The organism is Streptomyces sp. BJ20, assembly GCF_022869105.1.
Taxonomy (GTDB): domain Bacteria; phylum Actinomycetota; class Actinomycetes; order Streptomycetales; family Streptomycetaceae; genus Streptomyces; species Streptomyces griseoincarnatus.
Window position 1 is genome coordinate 3143757 of the sequence record NZ_CP094918.1, and the last position, 13439, is coordinate 3157195.

General features: G+C 73.7%; 13 protein-coding genes. 9 read left to right on the forward strand and 4 right to left on the reverse strand.

The features are described 5' to 3' along the window. Window positions 1-74 precede the first annotated feature (74 nt). The gene (locus MTR79_RS14230; RefSeq protein WP_189364530.1) at window positions 75-341 is read left to right on the forward strand and encodes a hypothetical protein; all 267 of its coding nucleotides are present in this window, start codon (window positions 75-77) and stop codon (window positions 339-341) included. Between the two features lie 73 nt (window positions 342-414). Next, complete coding sequence (locus tag MTR79_RS33590; protein WP_279954235.1) at window positions 415-549, forward strand: hypothetical protein; 135 nt, start codon at window positions 415-417, stop codon at window positions 547-549. A 107-nt stretch (window positions 550-656) separates the two neighbouring features. On the opposite strand, the gene MTR79_RS14235 is transcribed toward MTR79_RS33590, so the two are convergent. Further along, complete coding sequence (locus MTR79_RS14235; RefSeq protein ID WP_086703630.1) at window positions 657-1295, reverse strand: LysE family transporter; 639 nt, start codon at window positions 1293-1295, stop codon at window positions 657-659. A 165-nt stretch (window positions 1296-1460) separates the two neighbouring features. Here MTR79_RS14235 and MTR79_RS14240 point away from each other — a divergent pair, with 165 nt between their 5' ends. Together MTR79_RS14240 and MTR79_RS14245 are read left to right on the forward strand one after the other, a co-directional pair. Further along, window positions 1461-1985 (forward strand): flavoprotein, encoded by a 525-nt coding sequence (locus MTR79_RS14240; RefSeq protein WP_086703629.1) that lies wholly within the window; start codon window positions 1461-1463, stop codon window positions 1983-1985. A gap of 82 nt (window positions 1986-2067) precedes the next feature. Then, window positions 2068-3036 (forward strand): aldo/keto reductase, encoded by a 969-nt coding sequence (locus MTR79_RS14245; protein ID WP_189364528.1) that lies wholly within the window; start codon window positions 2068-2070, stop codon window positions 3034-3036. A 54-nt stretch (window positions 3037-3090) separates the two neighbouring features. On the opposite strand, the gene MTR79_RS14250 is transcribed toward MTR79_RS14245, so the two are convergent. Next, window positions 3091-5469, reverse strand: a complete 2379-nt coding sequence (locus MTR79_RS14250) for a SpoIIE family protein phosphatase (protein WP_244790492.1) — start codon at window positions 5467-5469, stop codon at window positions 3091-3093. Window positions 5470-5713: 244 nt separating this feature from the next. Between MTR79_RS14250 and MTR79_RS14255 the strand changes: the two genes are divergently transcribed. The 4 genes from MTR79_RS14255 to MTR79_RS14270 all read left to right on the forward strand — a co-directional run bounded on the left by MTR79_RS14255 (window position 5714) and on the right by MTR79_RS14270 (window position 10955). After that, window positions 5714-7957 (forward strand): glycoside hydrolase family 9 protein, encoded by a 2244-nt coding sequence (locus tag MTR79_RS14255; RefSeq protein ID WP_189364524.1) that lies wholly within the window; start codon window positions 5714-5716, stop codon window positions 7955-7957. Window positions 7958-8087: 130 nt separating this feature from the next. After that, window positions 8088-8333, forward strand: a complete 246-nt coding sequence (locus MTR79_RS14260; protein ID WP_048454916.1) for a hypothetical protein — start codon at window positions 8088-8090, stop codon at window positions 8331-8333. Between the two features lie 3 nt (window positions 8334-8336). Continuing rightward, window positions 8337-8714 carry a toxin Doc gene (locus MTR79_RS14265; RefSeq protein WP_033275292.1) on the forward strand — a complete coding sequence of 126 codons (378 nt, stop codon included), beginning with the start codon at window positions 8337-8339 and terminating at the stop codon, window positions 8712-8714. A 600-nt stretch (window positions 8715-9314) separates the two neighbouring features. Then, window positions 9315-10955 (forward strand): RICIN domain-containing protein, encoded by a 1641-nt coding sequence (locus tag MTR79_RS14270; protein WP_189364522.1) that lies wholly within the window; start codon window positions 9315-9317, stop codon window positions 10953-10955. Between the two features lie 49 nt (window positions 10956-11004). Here MTR79_RS14270 and MTR79_RS14275 read toward each other — a convergent pair whose 3' ends face one another. Beyond that, complete coding sequence (locus tag MTR79_RS14275) at window positions 11005-12174, reverse strand: lactate 2-monooxygenase (protein WP_244790494.1); 1170 nt, start codon at window positions 12172-12174, stop codon at window positions 11005-11007. Between the two features lie 456 nt (window positions 12175-12630). Between MTR79_RS14275 and MTR79_RS14280 the strand changes: the two genes are divergently transcribed. Further along, window positions 12631-13065 carry a subtilase-type protease inhibitor gene (locus MTR79_RS14280; protein WP_086699296.1) on the forward strand — a complete coding sequence of 145 codons (435 nt, stop codon included), beginning with the start codon at window positions 12631-12633 and terminating at the stop codon, window positions 13063-13065. Between the two features lie 155 nt (window positions 13066-13220). Here MTR79_RS14280 and MTR79_RS14285 read toward each other — a convergent pair whose 3' ends face one another. Next, the gene (locus MTR79_RS14285; RefSeq protein ID WP_225252649.1) at window positions 13221-13439 is read right to left on the reverse strand and encodes a CDGSH iron-sulfur domain-containing protein; all 219 of its coding nucleotides are present in this window, start codon (window positions 13437-13439) and stop codon (window positions 13221-13223) included.

Sequence of the window (13439 nt, forward strand, 5' to 3'; positions counted from 1 at the left end):
CCTCCGCGCCCCGCCGTCCTCTCCGGGCGGCCCGACGTGCGGCACGCGTGTGACCGGCACCGGGAGGCTGGATCGTGACAGCACCGGACCCCCGACCGCCCGGCCCGGCGGATCTGCTCGAGGGCTCGGCCGGACCCGTCCTGCGGTCCCTGCTCACGCACGCGGGCCTCGGGCTCGCCGTGTGGGGCACGGAGCTGCGCTGCGTCTGGGCCGACGACGTCCTCACCCGGTACGACGGCGTCCCCCCGCGAGCGGCGGCTCGGCCTGCCTCCGGTGAGGCGGGCGGCTGTCCGGCCAGGGCGACCGCGCAGGTGCGGGCGGCGGGGTCGTACACCGCGTAGACGCAGGCCGCGCCGATCGAGCAGCACTCCGCGTCGCTCGCCTCGTCGGCCTCCACGAGGTGACGGTGTCGGCATGGAGCGTGTACGCGGCGCCCGGGCCCGGGCCGGCGGCGACGCCTTCCTGGCGGAGCTGTGCACGGCGGTCGTCGGCACGCTTCCGAAGGCGCCGGAGGACGACGTCACGCCGCTGCTCGCGCGGGCGCGGTGAGCGGTGCGGGGGCCGCTGGGGCGTGGGGCAGCTGTTCCGCCCCGCCGCCCTTGCCCTTCCCATGCCGGGGCTCCGCCCCGCACCCCGCTCCTCGAACGCCAAAGGGGCTACACGTAGCCCGGTGTCAGTGCCATCCGTAGCGCCAGTGCCGTCATCACCCCGCTCGCCACCAGCGCCGTCGCCAGCCGCCCCCGGTGGCCGGTCAGGGCCCGGCCCAGCAGGGCGCCGCCGCCCGCCAGGAGCACCTGCCAGCTCGCCGACGCCGCGAAGGCCGCCGTCACGAAGACGGTTTGCTCCGCCGCCCCGGCCGCCGATCCGCCCTGTGAGCCGAGGACCAGTGCCGCGAAGTAGATCACCGTGGTCGGGTTGAGCAAGGTGATGCCCAGCAGCGTCAGATACGCCGGCAGGGCGCTCGGGGGCGCCGGTGCGGCCCGTGTGGTGAGCCGGCGGCCGCGGTACTGCCGTATCGCGCCGGCCGCGCCCCACGCCGCCAGCGCGGCCAGGACGAGGACGCACACCCAGCGCAGCGGGCCCAGGGCGGGGCGCAGCGCCGAGGCCAGGGCGGAGCCGCCGAGGACCGCGGCGAGCGCGTACAGGCCGTCGGCCGTGGCGACGCCGAGCGCCGCGGACACGCCGGTGCGCAGGGACGTGCGGGCGGAGAGGGAGACGAGGTAGGTGCCGACGGCGCCCACGGGGATCGCGATGCCGTACCCGGCCAGCAGCCCCGCGAGCAGCGCGGCGGTCACGGGCGCGGGGGAGTGGTGCCTTCCCGGGCGCCGGACTGCTGCTGCCGGACCGCGACGACGGCGTGGGCGGACCAGGGCAGCGGACACAAGTGCGTGGACATGGGCAGGATCCTGGGGCCTGCCGCCCGGTACCGGCAAACGGTTTTGCGTGGCTAGGGTGCGGGGGTGACCGACAAGCCCTTCCTCTACGTCGTCGTCTGCGCCGCCGGCGTCGCCGCGGACGTCAGCAAGCTGATCACCGCCGCGCAGGAGCGGCACTGGGAGGTCGGTGTCATCGCCACCCCGACGGCGATGAACGGCTTCTTCGACGCCGCCGGCGTCGAGACGCAGACCGGCCGCCCGATCCGCTCCGCCTGGCGCCGTCCGGGCGACCCCCGTCCCTTCCCGGCGCCCGACGCGGTGGTGGTCGCCCCCGCCACCTTCAACACCGTCAACAAGTGGGCGGCGGGCATCGCCGACACCCTCGCCGTCGGCACCCTGTGCGAGGCGGCCGGGCTCGGCGTGCCGATCGCCGTCCTGCCCTGCGTCGCCGACGCGCTCGCCGTCCATCCCGCCTACCGGGACGCCGTGGCCCGGCTGCGGGGCATGGGCGTCCGCTTCGCCGACCCTTACGCGGTGGAGGGCGGACGGGACGGTGAGCGACGGGAGTTCGGCTGGGAGCGGGGCCTGGACCTCCTGCGGAACGGCTGAGCGGCACCCCGCCTCGAGTGCGCGCGAACACGTACGCTCGCTCCTGCGACAGCAACCGTTCCCGACGGCAGGAGCAGCAACGATGCAGTACGTGAAGCTCGGTTCGACGGGCCTGGAGGTCTCGCGCGTCTGCCTGGGCTGCATGACCTACGGCGACCCCGGCCGCGGCAACCACGAGTGGACCCTGGACGAGGAGGCGTCCCGGCCGCTGATCCGGCAGGCGCTGGAAGCGGGGATCACCTTCTTCGACACCGCGAACGTGTACTCGGACGGCACCAGTGAGGAGATCGTCGGCCGGGCGCTGCGCGACTTCGCCCGCCGCGACGATGTCGTCCTCGCCACCAAGGTGCACGGCCGGATGCGGCCCGGGCCCAACGGCGCGGGCCTCTCCCGCAAGGCGATCATGACCGAGCTGGACCACAGTCTGCGCCGCCTCGGCACCGACTACGTCGACCTGTACCAGATCCACCGCTGGGACCCGCACACCCCGGTCGAGGAGACGATGGAGGCGCTGCACGACGTCGTCAAGGCGGGCAAGGTCCGCTACATCGGGGCCAGTTCGATGTACGCCTGGCAGTTCTCCAAGGCGCAGTACACCGCCGAACTGCGCGGCTGGACCACGTTCGTGTCCATGCAGAACCACTACAACCTGCTCTACCGCGAGGAGGAGCGGGAGATGCTGCCGCTCTGCGCCGACCAGGGCGTCGGCGTGCTGCCCTGGAGCCCGCTGGCCCGCGGCCGCCTCACCCGCGACTGGGACGTCACCACCGAGCGCAGCGCCACCGACCGGTTCGGCAGCACCCTCTACCAGGAGGGCGACCGCGCGATCGTCGAGGCGGTCGCCCGCGTCGCCGAGGCCCGCGGCGTGCCCCGCGCCCAGGTCGGCCTCGCCTGGCTGCTCCACCAGGACACGGTCACCGCTCCCGTCGTCGGCGCGGCGAAGCCGTCCCACATCGAGGACGCGGTGGCGGCGGTCGACCTGGCCCTGACGGACAAGGAGCTCGAGGAACTCGCCGAGCCGTACACGCCCCACCCGGTGGCGGGGCACTGAGGCGCCCGGCCCCGGCGGGGACCGCTCACCTCCGTGGAGCGGCCCCCGCCGGGGTCACTCCATGTCCGCCAGGACCAGTTCCGCCCAGATCGTCTTGCCCTCCGTCGTGTGGCGGGTGCCCCATCGCTGGGTGAGCTGGGCGACCAGGAGGAGGCCGCGCCCGCCCTCGTCCCAGGTCTTGGCGCGGCGCAGGTGCGGAGCCGTGTGGCTGGTGTCGGAGACCTCGCAGATCAGGGTCGTCGCGTCATGGATCAGCCGCAGCCGGATCGGCGGGGCGCCGTAGCGGATGGCGTTGGTGACCAGCTCGCTCACCACGAGCTCCGCCGTGAACGAGGCGTCGGTGAGCTCCCACGCGGCGAGCTGGTCGAGGACCTGCTTGCGGATGGGGGCGACCAGCGCCGGATCGGCCGGGATGTCCCAGGTGGCGACCTGGGAGGACGGCAGCCCCCGCAGACGGGCCAGCAGCAGCGCCACGTCGTCCGTCGCGCCGCCCGGCACCAGCACGCTGTTCAGCACCCGGTCGCACGTCTCGTCCAGCGGACCCGACGCGCCGGACAGCGCCTCGAGCAGCAGGGCCTCGCCCTGCCCGGCGTCCCGCTCCCGCGAGGTGACCAGCCCGTCGGTGTAGAACGCCAGCACGCTGTCGTCGGCCAGCTCGAACTCGGCCGACTCGAACGGCAGCCCGCCGAGCCCCAACGGCGGCCCCGACGGCAGTTCGAGATGGAGCGCGGACCCGTGCGGCGGGATCACCACGGGCGGCGGATGCCCCGCCCGGGACAGCGTGCAGCGCCGCGACACCGGGTCGTACACCGCGTACAGACAGGTCGCGCCGACCTCCCCGGGCCCGGAGTCGCCTGCCGCCTCCTCGGACAGGTGCAGCACCAGGTCGTCGAGATGGGTGAGCAGCTCGTCGGGGGCGAGATCGATGTCGGCGAGGGTGCGCACGGCCGTGCGCAGCCGGCCCATCGTCGCCGATGCCTGGATGCCGTGCCCCACGACGTCCCCGACCACCATGGCGACCCGCATCCCGGACAGCGGGATCACGTCGAACCAGTCGCCGCCCACTCCGGAGCGCGCGGCCGGCAGATAGCGGGTGGCCGCCTCCAGGGCCGCCGTCCGTGGCAGGGACCGGGGCAGCAGGCTCCGCTGGAGGGTGAGCGTGGTCTCCCGCTCCCGCGAGTAGCGGCGGGCGTTGTCGATGCAGACGGCGGCGCGTGCCGTGACCTCCTCGGCCAACAGCACGTCGTCGTGGGTGAACGCCTCCGGCTGGCTGGAGCGGGCGAAGGCGGCCACCCCGAGGGTGGCGCCGCGGGCCTGGAGCGGCACGGACAGGATCGTGTGCACGCCGGACTTCTCGATCCGCCGGGCCTGCGTCTCGTCCTCCGACAGCCAGGAGTCCAGGTCACCGGACGGCACGGAGGCGACGATGCTGTGGCCGGCGGCCAGCGAGTCCGCCTGCGGCGAGTTCTCCGGGTAGACGACCAGCTCACCCACCGGGGCGGAGTCCGTCGGGGTGTCGTGGGCCAGTGCCTGCTGGGCGACCCGGCGCAGCGACACCGGCGGAGACAGCCGGCCGGGCGTCTCGTCGCCGCCCTCCTCCGGCTCCAGCAGTTCCACGGAGACGAAGTCGGCGAGCGCGGGCACGCAGACGTCCGCGAGCTCCTGCGCCGTCCGGGTGACGTCCAGGGTGGTGCCGATGCGTGAGCTGGCTTCGTTGACCAGCTGGAGCCGCTCCCGGGCCCGGAACTGCTCGGTGAAGTCGTGGGCGGTCACGCACACGCCCCGCACCCGCCCCGACCGGTCGGTGAGCGGCGCCAGCCGGGCCAGCCAGGCGTGCGCGTGGCTCTCGGCCCTCGCCTTCATATGGGTCTGCATGTCGTGCGGCCGCCCGGTGCGCAGCACGTGCCGCAGCTGCCGCTCCAGCTCGCTGTGCTGCGGCCGGCCCCCGATGTCGGTGGGCCGCAGCCCGCGCAGATGGTCGGCCGGCAGCCCGAGGAGCAGGGCCATCGCGTCGTTGACCCCGCGCAGCCGCAGCGCCTGGTCGAAGACCATCGTGGCGCACGGAGACTGGAAGACGGCCTTCCTGACCAGCGGGTCGTCGGGCAGGTCGTAGTCGGTGGCCTCCAGCGGGGTGACCGCGAGCCACTCGCCGGGGCCGTCGCCGGAGGGCTGCCGGTGGTGGGCGAGCACCCACACGCTCACCGTGCCGCCGTCGCGGTGGCGCAGCACCAGCGTGCCGCTCCAGCGGTCCTCGGGCAGCGGCAGCGGTCCCGCGCCGTCGGCCAGCAGCTCGGCGGCGTGGCGGCCGACGACCTCCTCGGGCCGGTGTCCCAGCAGCAGGCGCGCTCCCTCGCTCCACTGCGTGAGCGTGCCGTCGGCGGCGATGACGGCCCGGGCCGTCACCGCATCGTCGAACGGGTCGTCCGGCCTCATCGTCGCCACTCCATCGCGCACACTCACCGTGAACCGGTGTATCGCCAGAGTCCCAGCCTAGTGCGTCCGCGCCCGACGTGAACGGGAACCGGTGCCGCCGACTCCGTACCACCCCGAAACGCTCTCTTCGTGTCACGACCGTTGACGGGGTGTCACATCTGCCACAACCATGGGCGGCGCACGGAGTTGGGAGCGCTCCCATTCGCGCCCTCGTACCCCCGTACCTCCGCAGAGGAGCCCTGACGTGAAACGACGCAGAACCGCGCTGCTGACCCTCACCGGTCTGCTGGCGACCGCGCTCACCGCGATGCCCGCGGCCCCGGCCGGGGCGGACGAGGTCGAGCAGATCCGCAACGGCACGTTCGACGACGGCACCGACCCCTGGTGGGCCTCCGAGGGCGTCACCGCGGGCGCCTCCGAGGGCCGCCTGTGCGCCGACGTGCCCGGCGGCACCGCCAACCGCTGGGACGCGATCGTGGGCCACAACGACATCACGCTGGTGGAGGGGGAGACGTACCGCTTCTCCTTCAGCGCGACCGGCTCGCCCGCCGGTCACGTGGTCCGGGCGATCGTCGGCCTCCAGGTGGACCCGTACGACACCTACCACGAGGTGTCGCCGCAGCTCAGCGTGTCCGGCGACACGTATGCGTACACCTTCACCGCACCGGTGAGCACGGAGCAGGCACAGGTCGGCTTCCAGCTCGGCGGCAGCCCGGACCCCTGGCGGTTCTGCGTGGACGACGTGTCGCTGCTCGGCGGCGTCGCCCCCGAGCCGTACGAGCCGGACACCGGGCCGCGCGTCCGGGTGAACCAGGTGGGCTATCTGCCCGCCGGGCCCAAGAACGCCACGCTCGTCACCGACGCCACCGAGAAGCTGGCCTGGCAGCTCAAGGACGGCCGCGGCCGCGTGGTCCGCGCCGGATGGACCGTGCCGCGCGGCGTCGACGCCTCGTCCGGGCAGAACGTCCACTCCGTCGACTTCGGCTCCTACCGGGGGCGCGGCACCGGCTTCACCCTGACGGCGGACGGCGAGACCAGCCATCCCTTCGACATCGACGCCGAGGCGTACGAGCGGCTGCGGCTGGACTCGGCGAAGTACTACTACACCCAGCGCAGCGGCGTGGAGATCCGTGAGGACCTGCGCCCCGGCTACGGCCGCCCGGCCGGCCACGTGGACGTCGCCCCGAACCAGGGCGACGGCGCGGTGCCCTGCCGGCCCGGGGAGTGCGACTACACCCTGGACGTCACCGGCGGCTGGTACGACGCGGGCGACCACGGCAAGTACGTCGTCAACGGCGGCATCAGCACCTGGGAGGTGCTCAGCACCTACGAGCGCGCCAAGCACGCCCGCACCGGCGAGGCGCACAAGCTGGGCGACCGCACCCTGGACATCCCGGAGAGCGGCAACAAGGTCCCCGACATCCTCGACGAGGCCCGCTGGGAGCTGGAGTTCCTGCTGAAGATGCAGGTGCCCGACGGCGAGCCGCTGGCCGGCATGGCCCACCACAAGATCCACGACGAGCAGTGGACCGGGCTGCCCCTGCTGCCCAGCGACGACCCGCAGAAGCGGGAGCTGCACCCGCCGACCACCGCCGCCACCCTGAACCTCGCCGCCACGGCGGCCCAGGCGGCCCGGCTGTACCGCCCCTACGACAAGAAGTTCGCGGACCGCGCCCTGACGGCGGCGCGCAAGGCCTGGGCGGCCGCGGTGGCCCACCCGGACCGGCTCGCCGACCCGGACGACGGCATCGGCGGCGGCGCGTACCCCGACGACACCGTGTCCGACGAGTTCTACTGGGCGGCCGCCGAGCTCTACCTCACCACCGGTGAGCGCCGGTTCAAGGACCACGTGCTGAAGTCCCCGGTGCACACCCAGGACATCTTCGGACCGATCGGCTTCGACTGGGCGCGCACCGCCGCGGCCGGCCGGCTCGACCTCGCCACCGTGCCGAACAAGCTGCCCGGCCTCGACAAGGTCCGCCGCTCGGTGGTCGCGGGCGCCGACCGTTACCTGGCCACCCTGAAGGAGCACCCGTACGGGATGCCGTACGCGCCGGAGGGCAACGTCTACGACTGGGGCTCCAGCCACCAGATCCTCAACAACGCCGTCGTCCTCGCCACCGCCTTCGACCTCACGGGCGCGGCGAAGTACCGGGACGGCGCGCTGCAGAGCATGGACTACATCCTCGGCCGCAACGCGCTGAACATGTCCTACGTCACCGGTTACGGCGAGGTCCACGCCAAGAACCAGCACAGCCGGTGGTACGCCCGCCAGCTCGACCCCAACCTGCCCAACCCGCCCGCCGGCACCCTGTCCGGCGGACCCAACTCCAGCATCCAGGACCCGTTCGCCCAGTCGAAACTGCAGGGCTGCGTCGGACAGTTCTGCTTCATCGACGACATCCAGTCCTGGTCGACCAACGAGCACACCATCAACTGGAACGCCGCCCTGACCCGGATGGCCGCCTTCGTGGCCGACCAGGGCTGACCGGCTCCCTTCCCGCGCGGGCCGGCGACCGCCGCGGTCACCGGCCCGCGCCCATACCCTTGGTACCCCTCCGCACACGCTCCGACCTGCGGCTATTTACTGTTCAGTACCCGAGCGGTACCGTAATTCCATGCCAGCTCTCAACGTGGAGTTCAGCGACCGCGAGCTCGAGGACCTGCGGCAGATCGCCAAGGAACGCGGCACGTCCATGAAGGCGCTCGTACGGGAGGCGGCAGCGGCGGACATCGCCCGTCACCGCGCCCTCCAGGAGGGCGCCGATGCCTTCCGCCGCTTCTTCGCCACGCACGCCGACGAGTTCGCCGCCGCGTTCCCCGACGACGAACCGCCCGCCAAGGGCGCGGGACGGGCCGCCTGACCGATGCCGCCCGTGCTGCACATCGACGTGCCCTGGCTGCTCCAGCGGCACGAGGAGGTCCTCCCGGACCAGCCCACCGTCAACGACTTCTCCGCCCTCGTCGCGGCCGTCGCCCGGCACCGCGTCGACCCGCCCCGGCTCGGCGTGAACTCGGACGCCGCATGGCGGGCCGCCGCCCTGCTGCACACCCTCGCCGTGCTCCGCCCGCTGCCCTCGGCCAACGCCCGCTTCGCCTGCGCCACAGCCGTCGCCTACATGTACGTCAGCGGCGCCGGCATCGACCCGCCCTACGGTGCCCTGGTCGACCTCGCGCGCGACCTGATCTCCGGCGCGACCGACGTGTACGGCGCCGCCGACCGGCTGCGGTCCTGGCAGATCTGACGCCCACCCCGGAGGGGTGCCTTCCCGTGGCCGCCGGCCGAGGGGCGGGAGGGAGCGGGCCGGCGGCCGGGCGCGCGGGAGAGTGCCGCCGTCGCCGCGCGTGACCTCCGAGAAGGGTCCCACCAGTGCACCGTGCCCCCGGGCGCTCCGGCAGCGTGCGCGGCCCGGCGGTGCGGACGCGCCGTTCACACGGGGTGCGCGCCGTGGAAAAGGCACACCGGGGGAGTGGCACGAGCCTTCACATCACACCTTGGCCACACCTTCCCGTCACCTCTTTTCGAAGAACCGTGCCGCCTCCAGGAAAAGGCCGCCGTGAATGCCGGAACACGGTTTCACCGACCTCTTCTCTTTTTGACTTTCTGTCAACGCGGGGATGTTGCCCGACCGCCTTGTTGGCCGCGCAGGGGTTGTGCGAGAGTGAGCCACCCGTGAGGGGGTAAAGGCCGGGGGCGCCCGCGAGTTGACGAAACGGGTCGGAAGCGCCGCCGGACAATTCCCGCCCCCCGCGCCACACCCAAGAGGTATGCACCAATCCTGCGTCCCTTTTCGGTGTCGGAAACGCTCGAATGTCACATGCGCTGTGGGAAGGAACCAATCTCAGTGCACACCCCCCACCCCCCTCGTCCTCCCTATCCCCCGCCGGGCGGTGATCCCGGGGAATCCGACGAGGCGCTGGCCGCGCGGCTGCGGGGACGTCCGGAGGCGGAAGCCGCGCGGTCCGTCGCCCTCCTGACGGCGCGCCACTGGCACGCGATGCACGACTACGCGACCGTGTGCCTCGCCGCCGGCGGGCGGACCGCCGCCATGGTCACCGGGGCCGCCCTGCACCGTGTGCTCGACCGGGTCGCGCTCGGCGAGTCCGCCGTGGCCCTCCGTCCCGTCCTTCTCGTGGGGGTGCGGGACACGGTCCGCGAGTGGGCCGCCGACGACCATGTGGCCGAGGTGCTGCCGGGGCTGCTGAAACCGGCGGGCGGCCGGGGCATGCGCGCGGCGTCGACCATGACGCCGGAGAACCGCACCCTCGCCCAGCGGGCGTTCCGGTCCCTGCCCGCGCTCGCGCGCTGTCTGCTCTGGCACGTCGAGGTCGAGGCCGAGCCGGTATCCGTGCCCGCCGGGCTGCTCGGCACGGACGTCGACCTCGCGTCGGGGGCGCTCGAGCAGGCCCGCGACAAGTTCCGTCAGGGTCTCGTGCGCGCCCACCAGGAACTGGCGCCCACCCAGGAGTGCCGCTTCTACAACCGGCTGCTCGACGTGCCCATCCGCCGGGGCGGCGAGCTGCTGCCCGACGTGCGCCGGCACATGGCCGAGTGCCGCTACTGCCGCAGCGCGGCCGAGCAGCTCGGCCACTTCGAGTCCGGACTGGGCACGCTCCTCGCGGAGGCGGTGCTGGGGTGGGGGGCCCGGCGCTATCTGGACTCGCGACCGGGCCGCGCCGTGTCCGGCCCGCGCTCGGGACGGAGCGGACGCCGCCGTCGCCGCGGCGGCGGGGACGGCCAGGCAGGCGTCCGGCACCGGCTGCTCTCCCGGCTCCCGGTCCCCGACCGGCTCGCCATGGCGCTGCCCGACCCGGTGCGCTCCACCCGCACCCTGCTCACCGGCCTCGGCGCGGTGTCCGCCGGCGTGCTGGTCAGCGTGCTCATCGCCGGATCGTCCAGCCCCGACGGGGGTTCCGCCGACCCGACCGGCGCCACCGGCGCGGGCGGCCGCGCCGCCGTGCCGTCCGCCTCCCCGCCCGGCGCGGCCGGACTGCCCTCGGCGCCCGACCGCACCCGGCTGCGCAACATCGCCTCCGGCCTGTGCCTGGACACCCGCGACGAACCCCAGGACGGCTCCGGCACCCGGCTGGCGAAGTGCTCCTCGGCGTGGACCCAGCAGTGGACGTACGAGGAGGACGGACTGCTGCGCAGCGTGGCCGACCCGGGGCTGTGCCTGGACTCGCACAAGGACGCCGGCGTGGTCGTCCTCGGCGCCTGCGCCGACTCGGGCGACCGGACCGCCGACGACGTGCGGTACGACCTCACGGTGCAGGGCGAGCTGGTCCCGCGCTGGGACGTGCAGCTGGCGCTCACCCCGTCGGCCCCTGACACGAACGCCGACATCGTCGTCAAGGTGCGCGACCGGACCGTGGAGCAGCGCTGGGCCGCCGAACCGGTCCGCTCCGCCGACGCGTCCAGCGAGTCCCTGTCCGTCACCGGCCCGACGGCCCCCTCCGCCCGCTACGCCGGCCTGCCGGACCGGTGAGCTGAGCCGCGCCCCCCGGGGCGGCCCGGCGGCCGCCCCGGACGGGACGTCAGGCCCCTGCCTCGGTGAGGTCGTCGGGACCCACCGTGCCCGGACCCGAGTGCCCCGACAGGGCGAGGGTGAGGTCGAGTTCGGCGAGCAGGCAGCGGATCACGTGCTCCACGCCCGCCTGCCCGTCCAGGCCCAGCCCGTACACGTACGGACGGCCCACCAGCACCGCCCGCGCGCCCAGGGCGAGCGCCTTGAAGACGTCGTCGCCGGTGCGCACCCCGCTGTCGAACAGCACGGTGAGCCGGTCGCCGACGGCCCGCACCACACCGGGCAGGGCGTCCGCGGCGGCGACCGCGCCCGCCACCTGCCGGCCCCCGTGGTTGGACACCACCACGCCGTCCATGCCCGCGTCGGCCGCGAGGCGGGCGTCGTCGGGGTGGCACACGCCCTTCAGGACGATCGGGCCGTCCCAGTTCTCCCGCAGGAACGCCAGATCCGGCCAGGTCTTCGCCGGGTCGGCGAACATGCCCACGAAGTGCATCACCGCCGCGTTCGGGTCCTCGTGCACCGGCTTGGCGAGCCCCGCCCGGAACGCCGGGTCGGAGAAGTAGTTGGCGGTGCCCACGCCGTGCAGGAACGGCAGGTACGCCTGGTCGAGGTCGCGTGGCCGCCAGGACAGCAGGGGCGTGTCCAGGGTGACGACCAGCGCCGTGTACCCGGCCTCCTTCGCCCGGGTCAGGAAGGACCGTGCCACCTCCACGTCCTTCGGCCAGTACAGCTGGAACCAGCGCTCCGCGTCCCCCATCGCCTCGGCGACCTGCTCCATCGGCGTGCTCGACGCGGACGACAGCACGAACGGCACGCCCTGGGCGGCCGCGGCGCGCGCGGCCGCCGGCTCCGCGTCCGGATGCATGATCGACAGCACGCCGACCGGCGCCAGGGCGAGCGGCGCGGGCAGCTGACGTCCCAGCAGTTCCACCGACAGGTCGCGTTCGTGGACGTCCCGCAGCATGCGCGGCACGATCCGGCGGCGGTCCAGGGCGGCCCGGTTCGCGCGGGCGGTGCTGCCGTCGCCCGCGCTGCCGGCGACGTAGCCGACCGGGCCGGGGCCGAGGCGCCGCTCCGTCAGCTCCTCCAGCCGGGACAGGTCGGTCGGCAGCCGCGGCACTGCCCCCGTCATCCCGTTCAGGTAGATCTCGTACTGGAAGTCGGCCCAGTGCTTCGCCATCCGTCCCGCCCTGTCTCGTGGTGCCTCGTGGTGCCTCGTGGTCCCGACGCATACTGGCCGGTATGCGCCGGTCGCGTCCAGCGTCCGGTGACAGGACGTTCCCTCCGCCCGGCGTGACGCGCGGGGTGTTCGGAAGTGACCGGGGAGCGTCCCTTTCATGACTGCAAGGGGTTTCTCTTCGCCCTGTGCGCGACGAAATCGGAATGTTTCAGGCCGATTAACGGGCGGCGGATATTCGGCCATCTGGCAACTTCGCTCCTGCGGGAGCCGTGTGTTTACCGGGTCGACGCGCGTTCGCTTGGTCACTTCGCGCCACTGATTCAATACGCAATGTTACTGAAATGCGTGGGGTCGAGATGAGTTTCCGCCGGGGACTCGGCAGACTCCGGCACGCCGGTTCGGCACCAACCGAGCACGGGCCGGCAACCGAAGAAACGAAGCGGAAGGATGCACACAATGCGGAACACCGCGCGCTGGGCCATCACCCTCGGTCTCACGGCCACCGCCGTCTGCGCCCCCCTCTCCGGGGCCGCGCTCGCCGCCCCGGGAGATGCCCCGTCCGCGCTCTACGCCCCCTCTGCCCTGGTGCTCACCGTAGGCAAGGGCGTCAGCGCGACGACCGCCACACCGGAACGCGCGGTCACCCTGACCTGTGCCCCGGGCCCCTCCGGCACCCACCCGGCCGCCGGCTCGGCCTGCGCCGAACTGGCCGCCGTCGGCGGCGACCTGAGCGCGCTGACCCGGACCGAGGACGCCATGTGCCCGATGGTGTACGACCCGGTGCTGGTCACCGTGGACGGCGTCTGGCAGGGCAAGAGGGTCTCCTACGAGCGCGTCTTCTCCAACGACTGCGAGATGAACGCGCACGGCTCGAGCGTCTTCGCCTTCTAGAGACCGGGATCGCACGGTTCCCGTGACCGCGTGGCGGCCCGCGGACTGGGGAGTACGGGGCACCGCGCGGGCAGTGCGATCCCATGGGAGGCCGGCGGGCGGAGTGGGGCCGCCCGCCGGCCTCCGGGCTTTTCCGGAGCGCTGTGACCGGAAGGTCAGGCGCGGTCGCGGTGGCTGGTGTCGCACCAGGGGTAGCGGCGGCTGCGCCGGCAGGTGCACAGGGCCACCTGGAAGCGGTCGGAGGACACCACCGAACCGTCCTCCAGCTCCACCTCCACCGGACCCTCCACCAGCATCGGCCCCTTGCGGCTCATGACGACCCGGCGGGCCTCGCCGGACGCGGCCTCCGAGGCGCCGGCGCCGGCCGGCCGCAC

Coding starts and splice junctions, on each gene's coding strand:
- MTR79_RS14265 (WP_033275292.1), top strand. CDS start 8,337: ATGCCGCCCGTGCTGCACATCGACGTGCCCTGGCTGCTCCAGCGGCAC.
- MTR79_RS14245 (WP_189364528.1), top strand. CDS start 2,068: ATGCAGTACGTGAAGCTCGGTTCGACGGGCCTGGAGGTCTCGCGCGTC.
- MTR79_RS14280 (WP_086699296.1), top strand. CDS start 12,631: ATGCGGAACACCGCGCGCTGGGCCATCACCCTCGGTCTCACGGCCACC.
- MTR79_RS14250 (WP_244790492.1), bottom strand. CDS start 5,469: ATGAGGCCGGACGACCCGTTCGACGATGCGGTGACGGCCCGGGCCGTC.
- MTR79_RS14260 (WP_048454916.1), top strand. CDS start 8,088: ATGCCAGCTCTCAACGTGGAGTTCAGCGACCGCGAGCTCGAGGACCTG.
- MTR79_RS14275 (WP_244790494.1), bottom strand. CDS start 12,174: ATGGCGAAGCACTGGGCCGACTTCCAGTACGAGATCTACCTGAACGGG.
- MTR79_RS33590 (WP_279954235.1), top strand. CDS start 415: ATGGAGCGTGTACGCGGCGCCCGGGCCCGGGCCGGCGGCGACGCCTTC.